The sequence below is a fragment of the Streptomyces sp. NPDC085932 genome (assembly GCF_044540525.1).
In the GTDB taxonomy this organism is placed as follows: Bacteria; Actinomycetota; Actinomycetes; order Streptomycetales; family Streptomycetaceae; genus Streptomyces; species Streptomyces levis.
The window spans coordinates 126,315-151,719 of record NZ_JBITSJ010000006.1; the positions used below are offsets into that span (position 1 = coordinate 126,315).

Annotated in this window: 20 protein-coding genes; 14 read left to right on the top strand and 6 right to left on the bottom strand. The window is 73.7% G+C overall.

What is annotated here, in order from left to right:
- The first annotated feature begins 24 nt into the window (after positions 1 to 24).
- The 4 genes from ACIGAQ_RS27930 (at position 25) to ACIGAQ_RS27945 (ending at position 10,954) form a co-directional block, all read left to right on the top strand.
- On the top strand, positions 25 to 7,584 hold the full coding sequence (locus ACIGAQ_RS27930) for a MupA/Atu3671 family FMN-dependent luciferase-like monooxygenase (RefSeq protein ID WP_399788422.1): 7,560 nt from the start codon (positions 25 to 27) through the stop codon (positions 7,582 to 7,584).
- 190 nt (positions 7,585 to 7,774) lie between these two features.
- Positions 7,775 to 8,947 carry a glycoside hydrolase family 64 protein gene (locus ACIGAQ_RS27935; protein ID WP_399788425.1) on the top strand — a complete coding sequence of 391 codons (1,173 nt, stop codon included), beginning with the start codon at positions 7,775 to 7,777 and terminating at the stop codon, positions 8,945 to 8,947.
- A gap of 185 nt (positions 8,948 to 9,132) precedes the next feature.
- A complete protein-coding gene (locus tag ACIGAQ_RS27940) occupies positions 9,133 to 9,804 on the top strand; it encodes a hypothetical protein (RefSeq protein WP_399787429.1) in 672 nt (223 codons plus the stop codon).
- A gap of 184 nt (positions 9,805 to 9,988) precedes the next feature.
- Positions 9,989 to 10,954, top strand: coding sequence for a YihY/virulence factor BrkB family protein (locus tag ACIGAQ_RS27945; RefSeq protein WP_311678676.1), 966 nt, complete (start codon positions 9,989 to 9,991; stop codon positions 10,952 to 10,954).
- A 40-nt stretch (positions 10,955 to 10,994) separates the two neighbouring features.
- Here the strand turns inward: ACIGAQ_RS27945 and ACIGAQ_RS27950 are convergent, their stop codons facing one another.
- Positions 10,995 to 11,420, bottom strand: a complete 426-nt coding sequence (locus tag ACIGAQ_RS27950; protein ID WP_311678675.1) for a DUF6003 family protein — start codon at positions 11,418 to 11,420, stop codon at positions 10,995 to 10,997.
- A 68-nt stretch (positions 11,421 to 11,488) separates the two neighbouring features.
- Complete coding sequence (locus ACIGAQ_RS27955; RefSeq protein ID WP_399787434.1) at positions 11,489 to 12,139, bottom strand: LysE family translocator; 651 nt, start codon at positions 12,137 to 12,139, stop codon at positions 11,489 to 11,491.
- 195 nt (positions 12,140 to 12,334) lie between these two features.
- On the opposite strand from ACIGAQ_RS27955, the gene ACIGAQ_RS27960 reads away from it, so the two are divergent.
- The gene (locus ACIGAQ_RS27960; protein WP_399787437.1) at positions 12,335 to 13,126 is read left to right on the top strand and encodes an SDR family NAD(P)-dependent oxidoreductase; all 792 of its coding nucleotides are present in this window, start codon (positions 12,335 to 12,337) and stop codon (positions 13,124 to 13,126) included.
- Positions 13,127 to 13,156: 30 nt separating this feature from the next.
- A complete protein-coding gene (locus tag ACIGAQ_RS27965; RefSeq protein ID WP_399787440.1) occupies positions 13,157 to 13,771 on the top strand; it encodes a dihydrofolate reductase family protein in 615 nt (204 codons plus the stop codon).
- A 96-nt stretch (positions 13,772 to 13,867) separates the two neighbouring features.
- Here ACIGAQ_RS27965 and ACIGAQ_RS27970 read toward each other — a convergent pair whose 3' ends face one another.
- Positions 13,868 to 14,578, bottom strand: a complete 711-nt coding sequence (locus ACIGAQ_RS27970; RefSeq protein ID WP_399787442.1) for a GAF and ANTAR domain-containing protein — start codon at positions 14,576 to 14,578, stop codon at positions 13,868 to 13,870.
- A 177-nt stretch (positions 14,579 to 14,755) separates the two neighbouring features.
- Here ACIGAQ_RS27970 and ACIGAQ_RS27975 point away from each other — a divergent pair, with 177 nt between their 5' ends.
- From ACIGAQ_RS27975 to ACIGAQ_RS27985, 3 genes are read left to right on the top strand one after another with little or no spacing between them, the layout of a single operon-like run.
- A complete protein-coding gene (locus tag ACIGAQ_RS27975) occupies positions 14,756 to 15,202 on the top strand; it encodes an SRPBCC domain-containing protein (protein ID WP_399787445.1) in 447 nt (148 codons plus the stop codon).
- Positions 15,199 to 15,615 carry an ArsR/SmtB family transcription factor gene (locus tag ACIGAQ_RS27980; RefSeq protein WP_399787448.1) on the top strand — a complete coding sequence of 139 codons (417 nt, stop codon included), beginning with the start codon at positions 15,199 to 15,201 and terminating at the stop codon, positions 15,613 to 15,615. The genes ACIGAQ_RS27975 and ACIGAQ_RS27980 overlap by 4 nt, the downstream gene beginning before the upstream one ends.
- A 30-nt stretch (positions 15,616 to 15,645) precedes the next feature.
- A complete protein-coding gene (locus tag ACIGAQ_RS27985) occupies positions 15,646 to 16,119 on the top strand; it encodes a hypothetical protein (protein WP_311678667.1) in 474 nt (157 codons plus the stop codon).
- A 39-nt stretch (positions 16,120 to 16,158) separates the two neighbouring features.
- Here ACIGAQ_RS27985 and ACIGAQ_RS27990 read toward each other — a convergent pair whose 3' ends face one another.
- Entirely contained in the window at positions 16,159 to 17,559 is a 1,401-nt protein-coding gene (locus ACIGAQ_RS27990) for a hypothetical protein (RefSeq protein WP_311678666.1), read from the bottom strand.
- A 184-nt stretch (positions 17,560 to 17,743) separates the two neighbouring features.
- On the opposite strand from ACIGAQ_RS27990, the gene ACIGAQ_RS27995 reads away from it, so the two are divergent.
- A complete protein-coding gene (locus ACIGAQ_RS27995; protein WP_399787452.1) occupies positions 17,744 to 18,829 on the top strand; it encodes an ABC transporter substrate-binding protein in 1,086 nt (361 codons plus the stop codon).
- Between the two features lie 33 nt (positions 18,830 to 18,862).
- Here ACIGAQ_RS27995 and ACIGAQ_RS28000 read toward each other — a convergent pair whose 3' ends face one another.
- A complete protein-coding gene (locus ACIGAQ_RS28000) occupies positions 18,863 to 19,303 on the bottom strand; it encodes a MarR family transcriptional regulator (RefSeq protein WP_311678662.1) in 441 nt (146 codons plus the stop codon).
- Positions 19,304 to 19,406: 103 nt separating this feature from the next.
- On the opposite strand from ACIGAQ_RS28000, the gene ACIGAQ_RS28005 reads away from it, so the two are divergent.
- From ACIGAQ_RS28005 to ACIGAQ_RS28020, 4 genes are all read left to right on the top strand, one after another.
- Positions 19,407 to 20,063 carry a maleylpyruvate isomerase family mycothiol-dependent enzyme gene (locus ACIGAQ_RS28005; protein WP_399787455.1) on the top strand — a complete coding sequence of 219 codons (657 nt, stop codon included), beginning with the start codon at positions 19,407 to 19,409 and terminating at the stop codon, positions 20,061 to 20,063.
- Positions 20,064 to 20,126: 63 nt separating this feature from the next.
- Complete coding sequence (locus tag ACIGAQ_RS28010; protein ID WP_311678658.1) at positions 20,127 to 20,510, top strand: DUF4440 domain-containing protein; 384 nt, start codon at positions 20,127 to 20,129, stop codon at positions 20,508 to 20,510.
- Between the two features lie 166 nt (positions 20,511 to 20,676).
- Positions 20,677 to 22,734 (top strand): glycosyltransferase, encoded by a 2,058-nt coding sequence (locus tag ACIGAQ_RS28015; RefSeq protein ID WP_399787459.1) that lies wholly within the window; start codon positions 20,677 to 20,679, stop codon positions 22,732 to 22,734.
- Positions 22,735 to 22,861: 127 nt separating this feature from the next.
- Entirely contained in the window at positions 22,862 to 23,425 is a 564-nt protein-coding gene (locus ACIGAQ_RS28020) for a snapalysin family zinc-dependent metalloprotease (protein ID WP_311678654.1), read from the top strand.
- A 38-nt stretch (positions 23,426 to 23,463) separates the two neighbouring features.
- Here ACIGAQ_RS28020 and ACIGAQ_RS28025 read toward each other — a convergent pair whose 3' ends face one another.
- On the bottom strand, positions 23,464 to 25,065 hold the full coding sequence (locus ACIGAQ_RS28025) for a PHB depolymerase family esterase (protein ID WP_399787463.1): 1,602 nt from the start codon (positions 25,063 to 25,065) through the stop codon (positions 23,464 to 23,466).
- Positions 25,066 to 25,405: the final 340 nt, after the last annotated feature.

Sequence of the window (25,405 nt, forward strand, 5' to 3'; positions counted from 1 at the left end):
GCGCTGGACCGGGACCTGGCGGCGATGGCGGAACTCTCCCGGCGCATCAGTGAGCAGATGGGCACGACCGACGCCCCCGCCCCGGAGACACCGCGCGTCCACGGCCCCCGCGTGTCGGTCACGCGGACCTCCGGCATGGTGCGGGACGCCTCGCCCCACTCCCAGCAGGAGCACCTCGCCGACCTCGTGCGCCGCTACACCGCCAGGACGCCGACCTCCAAGCGGATCGCCCAGCGCTACCGCCGCGTCCTGGCGGACAGCCGTGCCGTCGTCGGCTTCCGCAGCGCCACGAAGGAGATGCTCTACCCCATCGCCGGCCGCCGGGCGAGCGGGGCACGCCTGGAGGACGTCGACGGCAACGAGTACGTCGACATCACGATGGGCTTCGGAGTCCTCCTCTTCGGCCACGAGCCGGACTTCGTCACCGAGGCCGTCCGGGAGCACCTCTCGCGCGGCATCCAGCTCGGCCCGCGCAACGTCGAGACCGGCGAGGCGGCGGAACTGCTCGCCGAACTCACCGGCCTGGAGCGCGTGGCCTTCGCCAACTCCGGCACCGAGGCGAACTCGGCCGCCATCCGCCTGGCCCGCGCCGCCACCGGCCGCGACAAGATCGTCACCTTCCTCGGCGCGTACCACGGCCACGCCGACAACGTCCTGGGCCGTGCCTCGGGCACCGGCACCGGCACCGGGCAGCTCACCGTCCCCGTCTCCCGGGGCATCCCGCAGAGTGCCGTCTCCGACCTGCTGGTCCTCGACTACGGCAGCGACACCGCCCTGGACACGATCGCCCGTCACGCCGGCGACATCGCCGCGGTCGTCGTGGAGCCGGTGCAGAGCAGGCACCCGTCGCTGCAGCCCGTCGAGTTCGTCCGCAAGCTGCGCGACCTCACCCGCCGCCACGGCATCGTCCTGCTCTTCGACGAGATGCTGACCGGCTTCCGCCCCGCCCCGCGCGGCGCCCAGGAGCTCTACGGCGTCACACCCGACCTCGCGACCTACGGCAAGCTCCTCGGCGGTGGCTTCCCCATCGGCGCCATCGCGGGCCGGGCCGACATCATGGACGGTGTCGACGGCGGCCACTGGTCCTACGGCGACGACAGCTACCCGCCCGCCGACACGACCTTCTTCGGCGGTACGTACATCCAGCACCCGGTGTCGATGGTCGCGGCCCGTGCCGTCCTCGCCCATCTCAAGGAGCACAGCCCCCGCCTCCAGGAGCGGCTGAACGCGCGCACCGCCGAACTGGCCGCGACGCTCAACGGCTTCTTCGAGGCCGAGGAGTACCCGCTGCGGATGAGTCACTTCGGCTCGCAGTTCCGCTTCGAGCACCGCGCCGACATGGAGCTGCTCTACCACCACCTGATGCTGCGCGGCGTGCACGTGTGGGAATGGCGCAACTTCTTCCTGTCCACCGCCCACTCGGACGGCGACATCGAGTTCGTGGCGGACGCCGTACGGGAGTCGCTGCGCGAACTGCGGTCGGCGGGGTTCTTCCCGGGCGGCAAGGCCGTCGCCCCCAGGCCGGCCCCGGTCGCCGCCCCCGCGCCGACCCGCGCAGCGGCCCCCTCGCAGGCACCTCCGGCGACTTCCCCGGCACCACCCCCGGTGACATCCTCCGCCCCGCCCGCGGCGGACCTCGCTCCCGTGGCCTCCATGGCCTGGAACGCCGCCGCCGTGAAGACCGGCGCGGCTCCGGCCGCAGCCCCGGCTCCGGTCCCGGCCCCGGCTCCGGTCCCGGCCCCGGCTCCGGTCCCGGCCCCGGCGCGCGAAACCCCTTCCCGCACGCCCGACTTCAGCGTCTACTTCTTCGGCGACTACCCGCAGGACACCCCGGCGCCGCGCGACGGTCGGTACGAACTCCTCATGGAAATCGCCCGGTTCGCCGACCGGCAGGGCTTCCACGCGCTGTGGATGCCCGAGCGCCACTTCCACTCCTTCGGCGGTCTCTTCCCCAACCCGGCCGTGCTCGCCGCCGCGCTGTCCCGTGAGACCGAACGGATCCGCCTCAACGCGGGTTCCGTCGTCCTGCCGCTCCACGACCCGATCCGGGTCGCCGAGGAGTGGTCGATGGTCGACAACCTCTCCGGCGGACGCGTCGGCATCGGCGTCGCGAGCGGCTGGAGCGCCAACGACTTCGTCTTCTTCCCCGACCGGTTCGGCCGGCACAAGGAGCTGATGTACGAACAGCTCGACCAGGTGAGGGAGTTCTGGCGCGGCAAGACCCTGCGCCGGACCGGCGGGGACGGCGAGACCGAGGTGCGGCTCTTCCCGCGGCCGGTGCAGGACGCCCCGCCCCTGTACACCGCGGTCGTCGGCAACCCCGCCTCCTTCGAGCTCGCCGCCCGCCACGACCTGGGCATCGTCACCAACCTGATGACCCAGACGGTGGAGCAACTCGCCGACAACATCGCCCGCTTCCGGCGCACCCGCGCCCGGCACGGCCTGGACCCGGACACCGGCCGGGTGGCCGTACTGCTGCACACCTACCTCGCCGGCGACCACGACACCGCCCGTACCGAGGCGTACGAGCCGCTGTCCCGCTACATGCGGGCGTCCCTGTCCGTGTTCAGCGGCGTCACCAACAGCCTCGGCCACACCATCGACCTCGCCGCGCTGAGCGAGGACGACCTGGAGGCGGTCTTCCGCCGGGCCTACGGGCGCTACTGCGACCAACGGGCCCTGATCGGCACGGCGGACAGCGTCCGGCCGGTGGTGGACGCGGTCACGGCCGCCGGCGCCGACGAGATCGTCGCGCTGGTCGACTTCGGGGTCGACGCGGACCGGCTGCGCGCCGGACTGCCGCACCTGGACGCGCTGCGCCGGCACCACGGCCGCCGAGTCCACGGCCACGGGGACACGGCCGGCTCGCCGCCTCCGGCTCCCGCGGCCGTCCGGGCCGTGGCCCCCGCCGACGCTCCGTTGTCACCCGGGCAGGAACGCATCTGGTTCCTGGAGCGCCTGCTGCCCGGACGCACCGCCTACAACGAGGTCAAGGCGATCCGCCTCGACGGCCCCCTCGACGTGCCCGCCCTGCGCGCGGCCCTGCGCGCTCTCGTGGCCCGCCACGAGGGCCTGCGCACGGTCTTCGAGGAACGGGGAGGAGAGCCCCGGCAGGTCGTACGGGCCGATGTGGAGCCCGACTTCGAGGTGGTGGACGCCACCCGCGCGCCCGACGCGACCCTGCGGGACGTCCTGTCGGCCGAGAGCGGCCGCCTCTTCGACCTCGCCGACGGGCCGCTGTTCGTGACCCGGCTGGTCAGGACGGCCGAGGCGGAGCACGTCCTCGTCCTGTCCCTGCACCACATCGTGATCGACGCCGCCTCGGCCACCGTCCTCGCCCGCGACCTGTCCGCCCTCTACCGGGCCGAGCGCGACGGAACGCCCCCCGATCTCCCGGCCCTCACGTGGAGCTACGCCGACCACGCCCGGGAACTGGCCGCGTCCGCGCACGGCCCGGAGAGCGAGGAGGACCTCGCGTACTGGCGCCGCACCCTCGGCGGCGAGCTGCCCGTCCTGGCGCTGCCCACCGACCGGCCGCGCCCCGCCACCATGACCTCCCACGGCCGGGCCGTCTTCCACACCCTCGACCCGGACCTCTCCCACCGGCTGCGCGAGCTGAGCCGGTCCCGGCGCAGCACCCTCTTCATGACTCTGCTCGCCGGGTACACGGCGATGCTGCACCGGGTCACCGGCCAGACCGACATCGTCGTGGGCACCCCGTTCTCGGACCGCCCCGAGCGGGCCGAGGACGTGCTCGGCTTCTTCGTCAACACGCTCGCCCTGCGCCTGGACGTGTCCGGCGACCCCGCGTTCGCGACCCTGCTCGACCAGGTGCGCTCGGTCGCCCTCGACGCGTACGACCACGCACGGGTGCCCTTCGAGCGGGTGGTGCGTGAGCTGGCCCCGGCGCGGGCGGTCGACCGGACGCCGGTGTTCCAGGCGTTCGCCGAGTTCCAGCGTGCCGAGCCGTTCCGTTTCGACCTGCCCGGCATCGAGGCCACACCGCTGGACGCCGGACCCGACAAGGCCCTGACGGACCTCACCGTCTACTTCACCGACCAGCCCGACGGCATCCGCTGCCATCTGGAGTACAACACCGACCTGTTCGACCGGCACACCGTCGACCGGTTCTTCACGACGTTCCGGGACCTCCTTGCGGCGGCGGCCGACACGCCCGATGCGCCGCTGTCGCGGCTCGCGGCGGACGCGGTGGAGACCGCGGCCGAGGGCGAGCCCGTACCGCGGTCCTGGACACGCGGCCCGGTCCGCCCGCCCGCCGAGACCACCGTCCACGACCTGGTGGCCCGCCGCGCCGCCGCCGTGCCGGACGGCATCGCGGTCGTCAGCGGCGACCGCCGACTGACCTACCGCGAGCTGGACGAACAAGCCGAACGCCTGGCCGCCGCCCTCCGCGAACAGCTGTCCCGGGACGAGCAGTCGCCCCCGGGCAAGCAGCAAGTGCTCGGCGAGCAGTCGGCCCTCGGCGAGCAGCGAACCCTGGACGAGCACCCGATCCCTGGCGAGCAGCAAGCCCTGGACGGGCAGTCGCCCCCGGGCGAGGAGCACCCGCCGCGCCAGGAGCCGGGCGCGGAGCAGACGGTGGTGTTGTGGCTGCCGCGCTCCGCCGACCTCGTCGTCGCCATGCTCGCCGTACTGAAGGCGGGCCGCGCCTACGTGCCGCTCGATCCGTCGATGGGCCGGGTCCGGGCCGAGCAGGTCATCGCCGAGTGCCGGGCCCGGGTCGTGGTGTCCACGCCGGAGGAGGCCGCCGCCCTGGCACTGCCCGGGGGAGTGACCGTCCTGTCGCCCGACGCGACCCCCCGCCGGACGCCGGGGCCCGCGCCCGCCACCGGCCCGGCCTCCGCGTGCTGCGTCCTCTACACCTCCGGCAGCACCGGCACCCCCAAGGGCGTCGTGGTGCCGCACCGCGGCGTCGTCGACCTGTGCGCCTGGCAGCACCGGCGATTCGCGCTCACCCCGGCCGACCGCAGCGCCGCCGTGTGCAGCCAGAGCTTCGACGCCTCCCTGCTGGAGATCTGGCCGGCGCTCACCGGAGGCGCCTCGGTCACGCTGGCCGGCGACGACCTGCGCCGCGACCCCCTCGCCCTGGCCCGCTGGTACGCCGAGCAGGGCGTCACCTTCTCCATCCTCCCCACCGCCCTCGGCGAGCAACTCCTGCGCCTGCCCGCGCACGAGCAGCCTCCGCTGCGTCATCTGCTGCTCGGCGGCGACGTCCTGCGCACGCGGCCGCGCCCCGAGGCGTCGTACGAGACGGTCAACGTGTACGGGCCCACCGAGACCACCGTCCTGTGCACCACGGCGACGGTCGCCCCGCCGGGACCGGAGCCCGGCCGGCCGATCCCCATCGGACGCCCCGTCGACAACGTGACCGTGAGCGTGCTCGACCCCTCCGGCCACCCGGTGCCGGTCGGCACCGTGGGGGAGTTGCACGTCGGCGGCCCCGGTGTCGCCCTCGGCTATCTGCACCGCCCCGAGCTGACGGCCGGGCGCTTCGCCCCGGACCCTGACGGCGGCCCGGACGCGCGGCGCTACCGCACCGGCGACCTGGTCCGCTGGACCCCCGAGGGGACGCTGGAGTTCCTCGGCCGGGCCGACGACCAGGTGAAGATCCGCGGGTTCCGGGTCGAGCCCGAGGAGGTCGCCCGCGTCCTCAACTCCCTGGACGCGGTGCGGGAGGCGGCCGTGCTGGCCCGCCGCGACGACCGCGGCGAGGCCTCTCTCGCCGCCTACGCCGTCCCCGCGGGCCCCGTCGGCGCGGCGGCCGACGACCGGCAGGTGTGCGCCGACGCGCTGGCCGGGGAACTGGCGGCCCGCCTGCCGGAGTACCTGGTGCCGCGGGCCTGGCGGATCCTGCCCGCACTGCCGGTGACCGGCAACGGCAAGCTGGACCGCTCCGCGCTGCCGGCACCCGACCTCGTCTCGACGGCCGCGGTCCCCGGGCCACGTCCCGTCACCGACGGCGCATCGCCGGCCGCCCGTCCCACGGACGTCGAACGTCGCGTCCGCGCGCTCTGGGCGGCCGAGTTCGGTATCGACGCCGACGCCCTCGCGGCGGACGCGTCCTTCTTCGACCTCGGCGGACACTCGATCACGGCGATGCGCCTGGTCAACCAGGTCCGCGAGGAGTTCGGCACCGAGTACCCGATGCTGAGCTTCTACCAGGAGCCCACCCTGCGGGCCATGACGGCCCACCTCACCGAGGCGACCGGGGCGACGACGCCGGACGCGGCCCCCGCATCCGGCGACGAGCTCCCCGGCACGGTCGAGCGCCGGGCCCCCGCCACCCTGCAGCAGGCGCGCTTCGCCACGGTGCACGCCGGGCACCGCCTGCCCCAGGTGTTCAACGTCGCCCTGCGGATCACACTCACGGGCACCCTGGACGTACCGGCGCTGCGCACCGCCCTGACCCGGCTGGTCGAGCGCCACGAGGGACTGCGCACCCGCCTGACCCCGGTCGCGGACGGCTGGGAGCAGCAGGTCCTGCGGCCGGGCCCCGTGGACCTGCCGCTGGAGGATCTCACCGCACGGCCCGCCGGCGAACGCCGGGCCGCCCTCGAACGGGCGAGCGCGGAGGTCACCGAGACCCCCGTCGATCCCACCCGCGACACGCCGATGGTCCTGCGTCTGCTGCGCACCGGTGACGACACCTGGGTCCTGCTCCTCGTGCTGCACCACTCCGCGTGCGACGGCTGGTCCGTCAGCCTGCTGCTGAGGGAACTCGCCGCCCTCTACGGCGCCGCCCGGCAGGGTGAGCCCGACACCCTCCCGGCCGTGGAGTGCCAGCCCGCGTCCTACGCGTACTGGCAGCGGGAACAGGCCGACGACCCGGCGGCCGAAGAGCGCAAGGTGCGGTTCTGGCTGCGCGCACTCGACGGCGTGCCGTTCACCGTCGGCCTGCCCCTGGACCGGCCCAGGCCCGACACCCCGAGCGGGCGGGGCGGAGCCGTGCCCTTCACCGTCCCGGCGGAGGTACGGGCCGCCGTCGAACGACTGGCGAGGCAGCGGGGCACGACACCGTTCGTGGTCACGGCGGCGGCCCTGGGCCGGCTGCTCGCGCGCAAGTCCGGCCAGGACGACGTGGTGTTCAACATCTCCTACGCCAACCGTGAGCGCCGCGCGTTCGAGTCCCTGCTGGCCTGCACGATCACCGGGTTCGCCCTGCCCGTGCGGGACGGCGCCGCCGGTTCCTTCACCGCGCTGACGGACCGGATCGCCCGTACGGCAGTGGAGTGCATGGACCACGCCCTGCCGGTGCGCCGGCTCGCTCCCGCCCTGCGGGAGCACACGGGCACCGAGGTGCCGGACCGGCTGGACGTCGGCTTCGCCTACCAGAGTTCCCTGGACGCGGAGGTCGAACTGCCCGGTCTGACCACGGCGGTGGAGGACCTCGCTCCGGCCGCCGCCCGCACGGAACTCACCTTCGGTCTCGTCCCGGCCGGGGACCAGCTCCGGGGATTCGTGGAGTACTCGGCCGACCTGTGGGACCGCGCCACGATCGAGGGCTGGACCCGCGACTACGTGACCCTCCTGCGCGAGGAGACCGGCCGGGCGCCGGGCGACTGACCCGCCCGCCCCGCCTCCCCGTCGCAGCGCGCCGCCCTCGGGCGTTGCGACGGGGTGACGCCACCCTGTCGAACTCATTGACAGGTCCGGACCAAAGCGTGACTCTGAGAGCGCTCTCAAACTCCCTGAACGCCCCACTCGTCGAAGGAGACAGAGCGTGCTACGGACACTCGGACACCGGGTCAGAGCCATGGGTCTCGCCCTGGCCGCGGCCCTCACCGGCTCCCTGCTCGCGACCGGAACCGCCACGCCGGCCCAGGCGGCGGTCCCCGCGACCATCCCCTTCAAGATCACCAACAACTCGGCCCGCGGCGAGCAGGTGTACATCTACAACCTCGGCACGGACCTGGCGACCGGACGCCAGGGCTGGGCCGACGCCAACGGCACCTTCCATCCCTGGCCCGCGGGCGGCAACCCCCCGACGCCCGCCCCCGACGCCTCCATCCCCGGCCCCGCGGCAGGGCAGTCGACCACCATCCGCCTCCCCAAGTTCTCCGGCCGGGTGTACTTCTCCTACGGGCAGAAGCTGGTCTTCAAGCTCACCACCGGGGGCCTGGTCCAGCCCGCCGTGCAGAACCCGACCGACCCCAACCGCAACATCCTGTTCAACTGGTCGGAGTACACGCTCAACGACTCCGGGCTGTGGATCAACAGCACGCAGGTCGACATGTTCTCCGTGCCGTACGCGGTCGGGGTGCAGCGGGCCGACGGCAGCACCGCGACCACCGGCCGGCTCAAGCCCGGTGGCTACAACGGCTTCTTCAACGCCCTGCGGGGACAGCCCGGAGGCTGGGCCAACCTGATCCAGACCCGCTCCGACGGCACGGTCCTGCGCGCCCTGTCGCCGCTGTACGGACTGGAGACCGGCGCGCTGCCCGCCAACGTCATGGACGACTACATCAACCGTGTCTGGCAGAAGTACGCCACCTCGACCCTGACCGTCACGCCGTTCGCCGACCAGCCGGGCACCAAGTACTACGGCCGGGTCTCCGGTGGCGTCATGCACTTCACCAACAGCGCCGGCGCCGTCGTCACCAGCTTCCAGAAGCCGGACGCGTCCTCCGTCTTCGGCTGCCATCGGCTGCTCGACGCGCCCAACGACCAGGTGCGCGGCCCGATCTCCCGCACCCTGTGCGCCGGCTTCAACCGCTCCACACTCCTGACCAACCCCAACCAGCCGGACACCGGCGCGGGCGCCTTCTACCAGGACAACGTCACCAACCACTACGCCCGCAAGATCCACGCCCAGATGGCCGACGGCAAGGCGTACGCCTTCGCCTTCGACGACGTGGGCCACCACGAGTCCCTCGTCCACGACGGCAACCCGCGCCAGGCGTACCTCACCCTCGACCCCCTCAACTGACGCCCGGCACGGCAAGTTGATGATTCATCAGTTCTGAACATCAAATTCAACTTTGCCGTTCCTTGGTACAGGTGGGTCGGTCTTTACGTGAGTCTCTTCCGCAACAGACGGTGACCGCTGCCCCTCAAGCACCACGGGCGCAGCGGTCACCGTTCCCCCCACGCACCGAGGGACGAGAGAGACCCATGAAGACCCACCGCACCTGGCGGTACGCCGGCCGGACACCGGCACTGACGGCGGCCGCACTCGGCATGATCATGGCCGCGGCTGTGCCCGCGGCGGCCGGGGAACAGCCCACCGCACAGCAGATCCTGGCCGACTGCGCCTCCGGCGAAGGCAAGTGCACCTTCAACTCCCCGCAGCTCGGCACGGCCTACCTGGGCGAGCCCCGGCAGGTCTCCGACCTGCTCTACAACTGCACCGACTCGCCCGCCTCCCAGTCGATGTCATGGGCGGACACCGTGGGGTCCTCCCACTCGGTGGGCGGCTCGGTCACCGTCGGCGGAGGCATCGAGGGCATCATCAGCGCCGGCGTGACCGCCACGTACAACTACACCTGGCAGAGCTCGCGCACGGAGACCAGTTCCTTCACGGTCACGGTGAAGCCGGGAGAGGTGGGCTGGATCTCCCGGTCCCAGGTCATGCAGCAGATCACCGGCACCTGGCAGACCCACTACGACGACCGGAAGTGGGACCACTACTACTGGTTCGTACCCGACGTGATCACCGGTCCCGCCCCGAACGGTACCGACGGCAAGCACAACGCGGTCGTCGTCAAGTCCCGCCCCATGACGGCCGACGAGAAGAAGCTGTGCTCCACCGGCCCCACGCGCGACGAGGTGTTCACCCGCGGCTGACCCGCCACCCGCGACCGGCCCCGTTCGGCGGTTTCCCCGCCGGGCGGGGCCGTACGCCGTCGGCGACCGGCGGGACGCGTACGGGGGACCGGTCCGCGAAGTCGTGCAGACTCCGAGGTCGCACGGGAAGGCTCACGGGGCAACCGGACTGGGAGCAGCCGTTCGACAAGGGAGCGTCCACGCCATGGGTACAGCCGTCCACGTCCCCCAGACCCGGGACATGATCGGGGAGGAGCTCTCCGGCGACGAGGCGTTCACCGCACTGCGCCACTACGGGGGACTGCGGCTGCTGACCGACTCCTTCGCCCGGTTCCGTTACGCCGACGGGTTCACCAACGCGCGGGCCCTCGCCTTCCAGGTGGTGCTCGGACTGGTCCCCTGCACGGTGGCGCTCGTCGGACTGGCCACGTCCGTGCACACCGAGGGCGTGGGACGGGTCGTCGAGCTCACCCTCGGCCGGATCGTGCCGGGCGCCAGCGCCGAGATCGTCCAGGACGCCTTCGACGGGACCCGGCGCACCGCTCACGGCGACGTCTGGAGCACCCTGGCCCTCTGGCTCGGCCTGGGCTTCGCGCTGCTGAACCTCGCCTCGGCCATGGGCCAGATCGAACGCGGCGCCAACCGCATCTACGGCATCGAGCGCGACCGGCCCTTCCCGCGCAAGTACGGCCGGGCCATCCTGCTCGCCCTCGCCGCCGGGCTGCCCCTGGTGCTCGGCTTCGTCGTGCTCGTCGCCGGCGAGGCCGTGGGCGACGCCGTGGCGGACACCGCCGGCTGGAAGGAGGGCGGCCTGCCCTGGTGGGGCGTGCTCGACATCCCCGTGGGACTCGCGCTCGCCTGGATCGCCTCCGCCGTGATCTTCCGCTGGTCGCCCCGCCGCGTCCAGCCCGGCTACACCTGGCTGGCCTTCGGCTCGGCCGTCCACCTGCTGCTGTGGGTGTCGGCCACCTGGCTGCTCGCGCTCTACGTCGAGGAGAGCGGGGCCTTCGGCGCCGTGTACGGGCCGCTCACCGCGTTCATCGCCCTGCTGCTGTGGGCGAATCTGACCGCCGTCGCCCTCTTCCTGGGCATCGCGTTCGCCGCCCAGCTGGAAGCGGCCCGCGCCGGCATCACCTCAGCCGTCCAGCCGGATCCCGGGCCGGGCAGGTGAGGGGACGACGGACGAGGGCCGCTCGCCGGGGCCACGGCCTTCAGCGGGCGGCGGCCGCGGTCACCGTCGCCGGATCCACCCCGGTCAGCTCGACGACGCGGTGCGGCGGCACACCGGCGGCCAGCGCCCGTCCGATCAGACCGTCCCGGCCGTCCGCGCAGTCGCGGTAGGCCAGCAGCTCCTCCTCGATCCCGGCGAGCGACTCCGGCGCCATCCCGTGCCGCACCCGGCTCAACTCCTCGTCGCTCAGCGGCACGGGCAGCCGCTCGGCGTCCTCGGGCACGGCCGCCGTCTCCTCCGGCGGCAGCAGCCGCAGCTGCGGGGAGGTCGGCGTGCTGCCGTGGGCGTCCAGCCAGGCGCGGACCGCGGGCGTCTCCATGCACGCGAGGTCACCGACGGCGGTGGGGGCCACCCCGAGCGGCACGGACGGGTCGTCCAGCAGGAACAGGTAGGCGTCATCGGTCATCCTCGGCTCCTTCCAACGGGATCTGATGGACCTCCCTTTACCCCGCGCCGCCCGGATTACCGCCCGGGTCAGGCGGCGGCCACCGAGACGCCGATGGCGATGAACAGCCAGCCGGTGCCCAGCTCCCAGCGGTGCCGGACCGCCGGCCGGGCCAGCAGGGCACGCAGGCGCGCGGCGACGACCACGAGGGCGAACCAGTACCCGACCCCGATCAGGACGTCCAGCACGCCCAGCAGGAAGATCTGGCGGGCCACGGAACCGCCGCCGTCGACGAACTGCGGCAGCACGCTCAGGAAGAACAGCGCCGCCTTGGGATTGAGCACGTTGGTGAAGAACCCCTGCGAGAAGGCCTCCCGCAGGCGTCCGGGGCCGGACCCGTCTGCGGGAGCGGCCTCCGGCGGCGTGGGCCCGGGCGTGCGGGAGCGCTCCCGGGCTGCCCGGCGGGCCGTCAGCACGGCCCGTACGCCCAGGAAGACCAGATAGGCCGCGCCCAGCAGCCGGATCCCGTCGAACACCAGCGGCGAACGGGCGGCGACCACCGAGAGCCCGGCCACGGCGGCCAGCATGTGCACACACAGCCCGGTCTGCGCGCCCAGGGCCGCCGCCCTGCCCTTCGCCGGGTCCGCGGCCGCCGATCTGACGACCACGAGGAAGTCGGGGCCGGGCACCACATAGGCCACCAGCACCACACCGAGAAAACCGAACAGGTCGACCGTCATCCGAAGCCTCCGCTCGCCGCCCTTGAGGTGACGGCCCGGTCGAGTACCCCGCCCTCGCGATGCACAGCAGGCTGCGCACGCAAGCGCGTGGGTGCCCGGGCCGCCGTTCCGGTCCGGCTGCCATCACGCCGCTTCGGGCCCACCGTCGTCCGATCCGGGGCCCGTACACCGCGCCCGGGCTTGTACGGTCGGCGCATGACGGACACCAGGCGTTTCGAGGGGTACGGGGTACTGGTCACCGGTGGGGCCCGCGGCATCGGCGCCGCCACCGCGCGGCGGCTGGCACGGGAGGGAGCACGGGTCCTGGTGGCCGACCGGGACCCGGAGGCGGCGACGCGGACCGCACGGGCACTGCGCGAGGAGGGCCTGACCGCCGAGGGGACCGCGTGCGACGTGGCCGGCCGGGAGGCGGTCGAGGCCGCCGTCGCCCACGCCGTGGACACCTTCGGCTCCCTCGACGTGCTGGTCAACTGCGCCGCACACTGCTCGCCCGACGCGCCCCTCTTCGAGGACGAACCGGACGAGTCCTGGGCCCGCGACCTGGACGTCACGCTGACCGGCGCCTACCGCTGCTGCCGCGCGGCCCTGCCGCACCTGGCCGCCTCCGGCCGCGGCGCGATCGTCTCCGTCGGCTCGGTCAACGGCCTCCAGGACTTCGGCAACCACGCCTACAGCGCCGCCAAGGCCGGCCTGGGCTCCCTCACCCGAACCCTCGCCGGTCACGCCGCCGCCCGGGGCGTCCGCGTCAACCTGGTCGCGCCGGGCACCGTGCGCACCAGCGCCTGGGAGGGCCGCGACGAGGATCTGGAGGCGGTGCGCGGGCTGTACCCGCTCGGCTGGGTCGGCGAACCGGAGGACATCGCGGCGGCCGTCGCCTTCCTCGCCTCGCCGGACGCCGCCTGGATCACCGGCACCACCCTGGTCGTCGACGGTGGCCTCACCGCCGTCAGCACGGGCTTCCACCAGGCGCTGCGGTCCGGGCGATGAGTCCGGGCGGCGGATCGGGTCTGCCCTGGTATGACACGCATCATCGCCGACATCTCGGTCTCGCTCGACGGTTTCGTCACCGGCCCCGACCCCGGCCCTGCCAACGGCCTGGGCACCGGCGGCGAGGCCCTGCACACCTGGGCGTTCTCCGACGACCCCGACGACCGGCGGGTCCTGCGTGAGGCCACGGCCCGCTCCGGCGCCGTGGTCCTCGGACGCCGGCTGTTCGACGTGGTCGACGGGCCGCACGGCTGGGACGACACCACCGGCTACGGCGCGGGCGAGGTCGGCAAACCGGCGTTCGTCGTCGTGACGAGCGCGCCGCCCGCCTCCGTGCGGCTGACCGGCCTCGACTGGACGTTCGTCACCAGCGGCGTGGCCGACGCCGTCGCCGCCGCCCGCGAGCGCGCCGAGGCGGCTTCCGCGCGCGGCGGCAAGGACCTCGACGTCGTCCTGATGGGCGGCGGCGCGACCATCGCCTCGGCCCTGCGGGCCGGCCTGGTCGACACGCTGGCCCTGCACCTGGCCCCCGTGGTGCTGGGCGCCGGGACGCCCCTGTTCACCGGCGGAGCGCCCCGCGCCCTGGTGCAACGCAGCGTGGTCCCGACGACGACGGCGACGCACCTGACCTACGACGTCCTGTGACGGGGGAGCGCGGACGTCCTTTACGGGGGGCCGCGGACGTCCTGTGACGGGGGAGCGTGCCACCGCGCCACGGTCCGCCCCGGCGGCGGGCACCGGCTAGGGCCGCCTGGGCGGGTCGCGCAGGATGTCCGTGGTGATGTCCGTCAGCGGCTTGCCCGTGCGGAAGGCCTCGGCGCGCATCAGCGCCAGCGCGTCCTCCCGGCCGATCCCCCGCCGCTCAGCGAGCGCGGCGACGGCACGCGCGGTGTCGAACCAGTGCGCGCGGACGAGGTCCCGCGGTTCCCAGACGGGCGCCCGCGACCCGGTGAGGAGCATCTCGCGGGTCGTCATGAGCGCGGCCGTGACGGCGTCGGCCACGCGGGACGCCTGGTCGAGCGCCTCCGCGCCGAGCGCGTGGGGCCGCAGCGCCAGCAGGTCGACCGTGCCCAGGACGTAGTCGCCGAAGAAGAGGGGCAGGGCGTACACGGACACGACCCCGGGCAGTTTCTCGCGCAGGGTCGCCCCGAACAGCGGCCACGGCGTGAGCTCGTGGCGCAGATCGTGCACCGCCACGGGCTCCCCGGTCCGGGCGGCGCTGATGCAGGGCCCCTCCAGCAGCGTGAACTGGATGTCCTCCAGCGTGAGAGCGGTCTCGTCCGTCGCGGCGAGCAGTTGCCGGGAGGGGGTGTCGGTGAGCAGCGCGAGGGTGGCGCCGTCCATGCCGAGCCCTTCGGACACCGCCTCGCACACCCGGCGCGGCACCTGCGCGGCGGGCGCGTCCGCCGCGGCCTCGGCGACCATCCGCGCCGCCTTGTCCGCGGCCGTCATCCGGCCTCCCGGTACGCCGGAGAACACTCCTGTGGATGAAGGACCATGCGAGCGAAGTACCCCCTACGGTCCGGGAGATGCCGCCGGACTCCTGAGGCGCAACCTGCGGGTTGCACAATGAGCCGCGATGTGCAACTGTGAGGTTGCGGAAGACGGAACACGACGAAGGAGCCCCTCATGAGCGAGGACCGGATCGAACGCGAAACCCTGATCGCGGCACCCCTGGACCGGGTGTGGACCCTGGTGGCCCAGCCCGGGTTCTGGGTCGCCGACAAGGCGAGCCTGCCCGGCACCGTGGCGCGGGAGGGCGAGTCGATGGTGGTGAAGCACCCCGAACACGGCGACTTCCCGATCCGCGTGGAGAAGGTCCGGCCGCCGACGTATCTCTCCTACCGCTGGACCAGCGCCTTCCCCGGCGAGGAACTGCGCGAGAACAACAGCACCCTCGTCGAGTTCACGCTGACCGAGGAGGGCGAGGGGACGCGGCTGCGCGTCGTCGAGAGCGGCTTCGAGGCGCTGGCCGGGTCCGAGGAACTGCGCCGCCGCAACCTGGAGGACCACACCGAGGGCTGGCCCCTGGAGCTCGAAGCGCTCCGGACGCGCGCCGAACGGCCCGCCGCGTGACGGAGGAACACCCCGGCGCCCCGGAGGTCGTCGACAGCGTCATCAACGCGCTCGCCGACCCGACCCGGCGTCAACTGCTCGACCTCCTCGCCGCCCGGGGCGAGGGCACCGCCACGACGCTGGCCGAACACCTCCCCGTCTCGCGGCAGGCGGTGGTCAAGCACCTCGCCGTCCTGGACGCCGCCGGGCTCGTCACCGGCGGCCGGGTCGGCCGGGAGGTGCGGTACGCGGTGCGCCCCGCGGCGCTGGACACCACGGCCCGCTGGATGGCCTCACTCGCGAGCGAATGGGACCGGCGTCTGGCCCGCATCAAACACGTCGCGGAAGCCGCGGAACGGGAGGCGCGCACGGCCCCGGGCCCGGCCGGCGAGGACCCGCCCCCGACCGAGGCGCACCCCGGTGGGTCCGGCTGACGCGCACCCCGACCGGAAGGGCAGCACACCATGGACACGGCACCCCTGCGCGACGCCTACCGCACCCTGCTCGAAGCGGCCGCCCGCCCCGACCTCGGGGAGGCGGCCGACGGGGGCTGGAACGCCGACCGGATCCTGGCACACCTCCTCAGCGTCGACGCCTCGGTCGCGGCGACCGCCCTGAGCGTCGCCGCCGGGGCCCGCCCCACCTTCGACAACCGCGTCTGCCTCGACCCCTGGAACCTGGACCGGATCATCGCCGGACACCGAGACCGGACGGCCCTCGTCGCGCACGTCCGTGACCAGGCCGCCGTGCTGTGCGACATCGCCGGCCGGCTCGGCGACGCCGAGGCCTCGGTCCTGGTGCCGGCGCTGCTGGTGTCCGGTGACACGCTGCTGCTGGACCAGCCGGTTCCCCTGGCGGGTCTCGTCGGCGGCCTCGCCGAGGACCACGTGCCCCGGCACACCCGACAGCTCCTCGACCTGCGCGTGTCCGCCGCGTGAGAGGCCTCGGCGCGCCCCCGGTGTAGCGCCCCGGCCTCCTCAGGGCGCGATGCCCACCGAGGGCAGCCGGCTCCACTCCTTCTCCTGGCGGGCCGTCAGCGCGGGCCAGTGCAGCCCGCCGGGACGGGGCTCCACCCGGGTGGCGTACGGCTCGGGCGTGAAGGACGGCTCGTAGAAGCAGCCCGTGCCGTAGGCGGCGTCGAACCCGGGGCAGGACGCGGCGATCGAGGCCGGGGTCGGCTTCTTCCCGGTGCGGACCCAGCTGTCCAGCGCCGCGACGGAGGTGGCGTACTCGGCGGCGCTCAGCCCGCTGTGCTCGTGCTCGTCGGTGAAGGTCTGCACGAGGTACCGGTCGCGGTGGGCACCGCGCAGGGTGGCCCGGTAGGCGGCCTCGTGCTCGACGAACGCCGTCGGGTCGTCGATCGCGTGGAGGGTGAGGACGGGGATCGAGACCCGGCCGGTGAGGTCGCTGTCCCAGGAGAGGTCGCGCACCGCGGTGGGGTCCGCGGAGAAGCGCTCGACACCGGCGTTGAGGGCGGCGTCGTCGTGGGAGCCGGAGTAGACGACTCCCTTGTTCGAGAAGGGATTCCGTCCGCCCAGCCGGTTGTGCACGATGTCGCGGAAGGTGAATGTGGCGAACCGCAGATGCGATTCCAGGGTCCGCTCGGGGATCCCGGTGACGCCGAGGATGTCGTCGAGGTTGCGCTGCTGCAGCGCGCTGCGCTCCCCGGGCGGCGAGGCGAACCCGGTGCACTCCTGGAGCCGGGCGCGCAACCCGGTCGTCGTCATCGTCGAACCCGCGCGCAGGCCCTGCCACACCGGGTACTGCTCCTCGGACGGCCGGGGGTGGTTGCGGCAGTAGTACTGGTAGACCGCGCGCAGGTCCACCCGGTAGTCGTAGCCGCGTGACCCCCCGCCCAGGACGCCGTTGGTGAGCAGCAGGCCGTCGTAGGGACCGTGCTTCTTCGCGCCGTACACCTCGACGGTCTTCGCGGCGACGTTCCCGCCCCACGACTGGCCGTGCAGGTAGGTCCGCCCGGGCTCGCCGAACTCCTCGACGAAGAGCCGGCGCAGACTCTCGGTGTCGGCCGCGGCCATCCTGGTCCCGTAACCGCCGCGGCGGTAGGAGGAACCGGCCCAGGCGTACCCCTGCTCGACCATGACCGACCAGCGGCCGAGGTCGTCGACGCTGCGCTCGGGGTCGGATTCCGCGCCCAGGTCCGGCCCGCCGTGCGCGTGCATCACCAGGGAGCCGTTCCACTGCTCGGGAACGGCGATCGCGTAGTAGGCGCCGTCCGCGCTCCGCCCGGTGTAACAGTCCGCGATCTCCGCCACGGCGGCCGGACAGGCCGCCGGGGCCGGCTCCGCGGCAGCGGCGGCGGGCGTGGACAGGGCCGGCACGGCAAGGGCGGCGGCGACGATCACACCGAGTCGTCTCATGGGGCGCTCTCCTGTTCCTCCGGGCGCGTCCCTCGCGCCGGAGGGCTCGCATGCTAGGACGCGCCCCGGGGTCAACTGAACGCCACGGCAATTGAGATCATATTGTTCGAGGCGCCGCACCCGGCGGCGAGCGATGCGGCGGGGCAGGCCTCGTCCGCTGCCGACGCGAGGGAGACGCCGACGCATGAACACACCCCACGGGCCGGCCGTCCGCCTCGGCGCCCTCGCTCCCCTGAGCCGCCCCGGCTGGGTCGAGGCGGGCCGGCACCTGCTCGCCGGACTCGAACTGGCCGTCGCCGACGCCAATGCCGCCGGCGGCATCGGCGGACGGCCCCTGGAGTTGCTGGTCCGGGACACCGCGGCCGATCCGCGGCGCGCCACCGAGGCCGTGGCGGAACTGGCCGGCGCGGGCGTCGTCGCCCTGGCGGGGGAGTACCACAGCGTCGTCGCCCGCGCCGCCGCCACCGAGGCGGACGCGCTCGGCCTGCCGTTCCTCTGCTCGTCGGCGGTGCTCGACGCCCTCACCGAGGAACCGACGCCGTGGGTGGCGCGCCTCCCCCCGGCGCAGTCGTACGGCTGGCGCGTCTATGCCGACTTCCTCCTCGGCGCCGGTCACGGCAGCATCGCCGTGGCGGCCGAACCGAGCGCCTACTGGGCGGCGGGGACCCGGATCCTGCGCGACCACCTCGCGGCGCACGGCGGCACCGTGCTCGAACTCGACGCCCGCGCGCTCACCCCCGCGGCCCTGTGCGACGCGCTCGCCGACCACCGTGCGACGGCGCTCCTGCTGCTGACCGGGTTCCCGGAGCCCGCGGTGCCCCTCGTCCGAGCCGTCCGCGGGGACCGGCGCCTGGCGGACGTCCTGCTCGGTGCCCCGGCCGGACAACCGGAACTCGCCTCCTGGCGGGCGCTGCTGGGCCCCGACGGCACCGCGATCCCGTTCCTGCGCTACCTGCCCGAGCACCTCACCCCCCTCGGCGGGCGCGTCGAGGCCTCCTTGCGCCGACGGCTGCCCGACCCGCCCTCCTTCGTCGCCCACGAGGGCTACGACACGGTCGCCGTCCTCGCCGAGGTGCTGCGCTCCCACGGCCCGGACCGGGTGCGCGTCGCCGAGGCCTGGCCACACGTCGCCGTCGACGGCACCCGCGGGCCGATCACCTTCTCCCGCGCCCCCGGCATCGGCGTGTGGCAGTGGGCGTGGCCGCCCGTGCAGGTCGTGGACCGAGATCCGGCACGACCGGACCGCTTCCGGGTCCTCCACAGCGCTTGACAGGACGCGCCGCGGAGGGCCGCGGGCGCACCGCTACGCCCAGGGGTCCGTGATCTCCCGCAGCAGGGTCAGCGCCTCGCGCAGCTGTCTCATCCGCCGCTTCCCGAGGTGCTCCTCCCACTCCTTTTCCACCTCCGCGACCACGGCGTCGGCGACCTCCTTGGCCGCCCGGGCCTTCTCCGCGCCGCACACCAGGCGCGCCCGCCTGTCGGTCGGGTCGGGCACCCGGGTGACGTAACCGGACTTCTCCAGCTGGTCGACGAGGAAACCCGCGGTCTGCTTGGTGATCTGGGCCTGCTCGGCCAGTTCGGTCAGGCGTGTGCCGTGCGGGCCGATGCGCTGCATGACCCGGGCCTGGGCGGGTGTGAAGTCGTCGAAACCGGCCTCGGCGAGCGCGGCGAAGACGCGGTTCTCCAGCGCCCGGTACGGCAGGAACAGGAGCACCCCGGTGTTGAGCTCGCTCTCCGTCACCATCGCCGGCTCACTTCCCGCGTCATCGTGGGTTCCCCTCCCGCTTTCCTTGACAGTGGTAAGAGTGTCTGACTACTTTGGTCAGAGAATCTTACCACTTGGGTGGGTGATCACCGTGGGCGCAGTGCTGGACACCGACGAGCTCTGGCGGATCGTCGACCAGGAGCGCACGAGCCTGGCCGACCTGCTGGAGGGCCTGAGCCCCGAGGAGTGGGAGACGCCCACCCGGTGCGGGGACTGGCGGGTGCGGGACGTGGCCGCGCACCTCACCATCGCGGCACGCTTCACGTACGGGCAGGTCGTACGGGAGATGGTCCGGGCCCGCGGGAACTGGAACCGGATGATCCGCGATTCGGCGGTGCGCGAGGCCGCGCTGCCCGCCGCCGAGATCGTCGCCAACCTCCGCTCGATCGTCGGTTCCCGGCGCCTGGCGCCCACCACCTCGCCCCACGAGCCGCTCCTCGACCTGCTCGTCCACGGCCAGGACATCGCCCTCGCCCTGGGCCGGACGCGCGCCATGCCCCCCGCGGCGGCCCGTGACGCCGCCGACCGGGTGTGGACCATGCGCTTCCCGCCCCGTCCGTGGCCGCTGCCGAAGGCCCGGCTCGTGGCCACCGACATCGACTGGACGCGCGGGGCCGGCCCGGAGATCCGCGGGCCCGTCGGGGCCCTGCTCCTGCTGCTCACCGGCCGCCCCGAAGCGGCCCGTGAGTGGGCCGAGCGCACCGGGGAGCCGTGGACGGGGGCCGCGACTCCCCGGTGACGGGGCCGGGAGGTCGTCGAACCCGGTTGCGGCGGGACAGGTGGAACCGGCGACGATAGGCGCATGGACAGCGCGACGGACGAAGTGAGTCAGGCGATCGAGGCCGAGCTGCGCCTCATCGATCCCCACGTGAGGGCGGCGCGATCTCTGGCGGCGGACCTGCTGGACCCCGAGTTCGTCGAGGTGGGTGCCTCCGGCCGGCGCTGGACCCGTGAGCACCTGCTCGCCGCGCTGCCCGACATGGCGGGCAGCTCCGAGGAAGGCCCCCGGTACCGGCCGTCGGACATCACGGGCGTGGCCCTGGCACCCGGGCTGGTGCACCTCACGTACGAGACCGTGCTCGACGGCCGGCGGGCGCGCCGGAGCTCACTGTGGCGCAGGCAGGGCGACGGGGGCTGGCGGATGTACTACCACCAGGCCACGCCCGTCCCACCCGAGGGCGACTGACACCGGCGGCACGGCGCCCGGCAGGCCCGAACCGGTGGTTCGTGACCCCGGCGGCGTAACCCGTCCCCCTCACGCCGCGCGGCCCCACGCCGCCCCGCCGGAGACTCGGTGAGCGGCCGGCAGCCGACGGCCCGCGCCACCGGACACCACCGGCCCGGGAGTGATCATGCTCCGTACCACCCCGCCACGCGTCAGCGTGATCATCCCCGCGTACAACTCCATGCCGGAGCTGACCAAGTGCGTCACCTCCGCCATGGAGCAGACGCTCGGCCCGGAGCAGATCGAGATCATCGCGATCGACGACGGCTCCACCGACGGCACCGGGCAGGAGCTGGATCGGCTCGCCCGCACCTGTTCCCGCCTGCGCGTCATCCACCAGTCCAACAGCGGAGGCGCCGGAGGCCCCCGCAACACCGGCCTCGATCTGGCCACCGGCGACTACGTCTTCTTCCTCGACTCCGACGACTACCTGGGCCCCGACGCCCTGCGCCGGATGGTCGCGACGGCGGACGAGAACCGCACCGACGTCGTCCTCGGCAAGATGGTGTCCGTGGACGGACGGGCCGTACCGACGGCCGTCTTCTCGCACAACCAGCCCCGGACCGACGTCTTCTCCTCCCTCGCCTACCGCACCCTGGGCTGCTGGAAGCTGTTCCGGCGCTCCCTCATCGAGCGGTTGGGGCTGCGCTTCCCGCCGTACCGCAACTGCGAGGACAAGCCGTTCACCGCCGCGGCCTACCTCAACGCCGACGGCATCTCCGTGGTCGCCGACTACGACTGCTACTACTCACGCAACCGCCGGAACGGCAACAACCTCACCCGCACCGCCGCCGGACTCGTCCACCGCATGGACGGCACCCGGCTGTGCTTCGAGACGGTCGCGCGCTACGTGGAACCGGGCCCCCGCCGGGACCGGATCATGCGCCGGCACGTCGAGTGGGAACTGTGCGGACCCCTGCGCGCCCTGCTGCCCCGGGAGGACGACCGGGAGGCGCGGGAGCGCTTCTACCCGCAGTTCCGGGAGTGGGCCCTGCGCCATGTGACCGACGGCGTGTTCCAGCAGATCGCACCGCCGGACCGGCTGATCGTCCACCTCCTGCGCGCCGACCGGTACGAGGACCTCATGACCGTGGCGCGGCACGCCACGGAGGACGAGACGCGCGGCCACCTCGTCGACAAGGGGCGCGTCTACTGGCTCCACCCCTTCTTCCGGGATCCCGCGAAGGCGGTACCGGACGCCTGTTTCGACGTCACCGACCGGCTGCCGGTCCACCACGACCTGACCGAAGCGGCGTGGACGGGCGACGGCGGCCGGCTCCGCCTGTCCGGCCACGCCCGCATCGACTCCCTCGGCCCGCTGGAGCCCGGCACGCGGCTGATCCTGCGCCCACGCGGCGTGCCGCACCCCGACCTCCGCCTGCCCGTGGTCGTCGGTGCCGTCCCGCACCGGCCCGACGCCCGCACCGGCGAGAGCCCGGAACCGGCCGCCGCCTTCGGCGCCGTCCTGGACCTCGACGCCGTGGACGCGGGCGCCCCGCTCGGCGACGGCATCTGGGACCTGCACCTGGAGGTGCGGTGCGAAGGAGTCGGCAGAACCGTCAGACTCCGCCAGACCCGGACGGACGACGACGGAGGCCGGACGGACCCGCCCCCGCGAGAGCTGCGGACCGCTTCCCGTTCCGGACGGGGCCCCACCACCGCGCGGCCCTTCTTCACCCCCCACGGCAACCTCTCCGTGGAGATCCGGCCCACGCCAGCCGAACCGCCCTGCCACGTCACCCAGGTCGCCTGGGACCCGTCCGCCCCGGGCACGCTCGTCGTCGGGGGACGCGTGACCGCCGACGCCGCCCGCCACCCCGAGGCCATGACGCTGCGAGCCGAGGACGACACCGGTCTGGCCCGGGAGACACCCGTGCGGTGTACGTCGGCCGACGGCCACACCGGCTTCACCGCCCGGCTCCCGGTCCGGGAACTGCCCCCCGGACGCTGGACGTTGACCCTCCGGACGGGTGCGACGCCCGGCAGGGACGACTCGAACGGCCCCGTTCCCGTCCCCCACACGACGGGACTCACCGGAACACGCTGGTTCAACGCCTCCCGACTCGGCCGTCCCTACTACGCCAAGCCCCTCCCGCGCGGTGCGCACGGTGCCCTGGTGCTGCGCGTGGCACCGGTCAGACTGACCGCCGCCCTGCGCCGCCGCCTCCGAGGGCTCGTGAACTGACCCTCTCCCGCTTGTTCTTGCCCCGCAGGGAGCGCGTGGATTGACGGATTCAGCGCACCCGCCGCTGGGCAGGGAGCCCGGTGGATGTCATGAGCACGACTGCCCTTCCCCCACAAGGAGGTCGATCATGCACGTGCGCACGCTGACAGGCGGCCTGGCCGCCGCCTGTCTGGTCACCCTCTCCCTGACGGGCGGCACGGCCGCGGCCGCTTCCCCCGGCCCGGCCGCCGCACCCCTCGCCGCCCGGGTCCTCACCTACGACGCCGCCGGCGCCGCGGAGTTCAAGGCCGCCGTCGACCGGGGCGCGGCGATCTGGAACGCGAGTGTCGACTCGGTCGAACTGCGACCCGTCGCCTCCGGACAGCGCGCGAACATACGGGTCCTGGCGGACAACGGCTGGCCGCGCGCCCTGCCCACCACCCTGGGCAACGGCACCGTCTACATCGGGCGCCAGGCCGTCGACCAGGGGTACGACACGATCCGGATCTCGTCCCACGAACTCGGCCACATCCTGGGCCTGCCCGACCGCAAGCCCGGGCCGTGCTCCAGCCTGATGTCCGGCTCCAGCGCGGGCACCGCGTGCACGAACCCGTATCCGAACGCGGCGGAGAAGGCCGAGGTCGAGGGCAACTTCGGCGGCGCCCTCGCCGCGCGGGCCCCGTCGGCCCGCGCGGAACTGATCCTGGACTGACGCGCACCGCTCCCCACCGGTGGACGACGCCGCGCGGCTCAGGCCGGGCAGCCGGTGTCGTCCACCACGTAGTAGCCGGGCGCGGTCTGCTTGAGGGTGTGGCGGGTGAACGTGTTCCACAACCCCATGGCCTGGCCGGAACCCGTCGCGAAGGTGTTGCCGCCGCTCTGGTAGGCCCGCCCGGCCACGGTGTGGTCGTAGTTGCTGGCCGTGTGGCAGGTGGGCGTGAACCCGGTGGTGGTCGCGGCCACCACGGAGGAGACACGGCCCACCGCACCCGCCGCGTCCACGGCCGCCACGCTGTAGCGGTACGTCGTACCCGTGGCCAGGCCGCTGTCGGTGAAGGAGGCCGAGGCCGCGGTGCCGACCCTCGTACCGTCCCGGTGGACGACGTACGAGGCGGCGCCGTCGACCGCCTGCCAGCTCAGCGAGACGGCGGTGTCGGTGGTCCGGGTGACGGTCAGGCCCGCCGGGGCGGGCAGGGCGCCGGTGCCCTCGTCCCCGTACAGCCCCCAGAACCGGGCGGTGTGGTAGCTGGAGCAGACGGTGTCGAGGTAGTACGTTCCGGCGCTGCCGCACTGCGCGGGGCCGCTGCCTGGATCGACCGGGAGTCCGTGCCCCATCCCGGAGACCGTGTAGACCTCGACGGCGGGACGGCCCGAGGGGTCCTCGTAGACGCTGAGCGAGGTGCCCGCGCCGAGGCTCTCGGTGCGGGCAGGGGTCTGGCCGAGGCCCCACACGTTCGTCCACTGGTCGCGCAGCTCACCGGCGTTGGCGGGCACGACGGTGGTGTCGGCGGTCCCCTGCCAGATGGCGACGCGCGGCCAGGAGCCCGTACCGGCGGGAGCGGCGGAACGCACCAGGTCCCCCCACTGCGCGGGGGTCTTGTCCGGCGGGCTGTACATGCACGTGTAGGCCGCCGACACACTGCTCGCACAGCGTGCGGGCAGCCCGGAGGCGATGGCCCCGCCCGCGAACACGTCGGGGTAGGCGGCGAGCATGTTCGCGGTCATGGCGCCGCCCGCGGACAGGCCGGTGATGTGGACCCGCCGGGAGTCACCGCCGTACAGCGCCAGGGCCTTGTCGACCATCTGCCGGAGCGAGAGAGCCTCGCCCTGTCCGCGCGCGCTGTCGCCCGGCTCGAACCAGTTGAAGCAGGAGTTGGCGTTGTTGGCGCCGCTCGTCTGCGGGAAGACCAGCGCGAAGCCGTACTGGTCGGCGAGCTTCGGCCAGCCGGAGTGCGCGTAGTAGTCCTGGGCGCTCTGGGTGCAGCCGTGCAGGGCGAGCACGAGCGGGGCCCCGGCTGGCAGTCCGTCGGGCACGTAGGTGTACATCGACAGGTTGCCCGGGTTGGTGCCGAAGCCGGTGACCTGGGTGAGACTCGCGGCGGCTGCCGTCGGGGCCGCGGCGGCAGCCCGGGGGCCGGCGGCGACTGCCTTCGGGCTCTCGGCGGTCGCCCGCGGGCCGGCGGCGACTGATCGGGTGTCCGCGGCGGCTGCCTGGGGGCCTGAGGCGATCAGGGCGCCGGTCAGGGCGATGACCCCGGCGGCGGCAGTGATCCAGCGGCTTGTGCGTGTGCCTGTGCCTCCGCTGGCGCGGCGGCCTCTGGTCCGGCGGAACGCGGTGTGCGACTGTCCCATGACGAGTGCCTGCCTCCTGGTGGGGGGAACTTCGCGTCGCCGGCCCCCGGGTGGGCCCGGGGGACCGGCGTGCCGTGCATCATCGGGGCGCGCTCGTCCAGGTCGACATGGGCCGGACCGCCATGTGTGGCGTGGACCTGTGTGACGGCGCTATATGGCCCGGTCGCTGACGGGTCGTGTAGGGCAGGGCCATAGGGCCGGAGACCACCCAGGGGTCGGCCCTATGGCCGTGGCGCGAGCACCCATGGTGAGGCGGTCGAAGGTGGTCGCCGGCCCCATAGGTCGTGGGGCGTCACCGTCATAACCTCCCGCGCGTCCCTGTCCGCAGACCGCGACCGCG

What these genes read in the sequence shown, in the direction of transcription:
- ACIGAQ_RS27930 (WP_399788422.1), top strand. Translation starts at nt 25, where the DNA reads ATGGCGGAACTCTCCCGGCGCATCAGTGAGCAGATGGGCACGACCGAC.
- ACIGAQ_RS27935 (WP_399788425.1), top strand. Translation starts at nt 7,775, where the DNA reads ATGGGTCTCGCCCTGGCCGCGGCCCTCACCGGCTCCCTGCTCGCGACC.
- ACIGAQ_RS27940 (WP_399787429.1), top strand. Translation starts at nt 9,133, where the DNA reads ATGAAGACCCACCGCACCTGGCGGTACGCCGGCCGGACACCGGCACTG.
- ACIGAQ_RS27945 (WP_311678676.1), top strand. Translation starts at nt 9,989, where the DNA reads ATGGGTACAGCCGTCCACGTCCCCCAGACCCGGGACATGATCGGGGAG.
- ACIGAQ_RS27950 (WP_311678675.1), bottom strand. Translation starts at nt 11,420, where the DNA reads ATGACCGATGACGCCTACCTGTTCCTGCTGGACGACCCGTCCGTGCCG.
- ACIGAQ_RS27955 (WP_399787434.1), bottom strand. Translation starts at nt 12,139, where the DNA reads ATGACGGTCGACCTGTTCGGTTTTCTCGGTGTGGTGCTGGTGGCCTAT.
- ACIGAQ_RS27960 (WP_399787437.1), top strand. Translation starts at nt 12,335, where the DNA reads ATGACGGACACCAGGCGTTTCGAGGGGTACGGGGTACTGGTCACCGGT.
- ACIGAQ_RS27965 (WP_399787440.1), top strand. Translation starts at nt 13,157, where the DNA reads ATGACACGCATCATCGCCGACATCTCGGTCTCGCTCGACGGTTTCGTC.
- ACIGAQ_RS27970 (WP_399787442.1), bottom strand. Translation starts at nt 14,578, where the DNA reads ATGACGGCCGCGGACAAGGCGGCGCGGATGGTCGCCGAGGCCGCGGCG.
- ACIGAQ_RS27975 (WP_399787445.1), top strand. Translation starts at nt 14,756, where the DNA reads ATGAGCGAGGACCGGATCGAACGCGAAACCCTGATCGCGGCACCCCTG.
- ACIGAQ_RS27985 (WP_311678667.1), top strand. Translation starts at nt 15,646, where the DNA reads ATGGACACGGCACCCCTGCGCGACGCCTACCGCACCCTGCTCGAAGCG.
- ACIGAQ_RS27990 (WP_311678666.1), bottom strand. Translation starts at nt 17,559, where the DNA reads ATGAGACGACTCGGTGTGATCGTCGCCGCCGCCCTTGCCGTGCCGGCC.
- ACIGAQ_RS27995 (WP_399787452.1), top strand. Translation starts at nt 17,744, where the DNA reads ATGAACACACCCCACGGGCCGGCCGTCCGCCTCGGCGCCCTCGCTCCC.
- ACIGAQ_RS28000 (WP_311678662.1), bottom strand. Translation starts at nt 19,303, where the DNA reads ATGGTGACGGAGAGCGAGCTCAACACCGGGGTGCTCCTGTTCCTGCCG.
- ACIGAQ_RS28010 (WP_311678658.1), top strand. Translation starts at nt 20,127, where the DNA reads ATGGACAGCGCGACGGACGAAGTGAGTCAGGCGATCGAGGCCGAGCTG.
- ACIGAQ_RS28015 (WP_399787459.1), top strand. Translation starts at nt 20,677, where the DNA reads ATGCTCCGTACCACCCCGCCACGCGTCAGCGTGATCATCCCCGCGTAC.
- ACIGAQ_RS28020 (WP_311678654.1), top strand. Translation starts at nt 22,862, where the DNA reads ATGCACGTGCGCACGCTGACAGGCGGCCTGGCCGCCGCCTGTCTGGTC.
- ACIGAQ_RS28025 (WP_399787463.1), bottom strand. Translation starts at nt 25,065, where the DNA reads ATGGGACAGTCGCACACCGCGTTCCGCCGGACCAGAGGCCGCCGCGCC.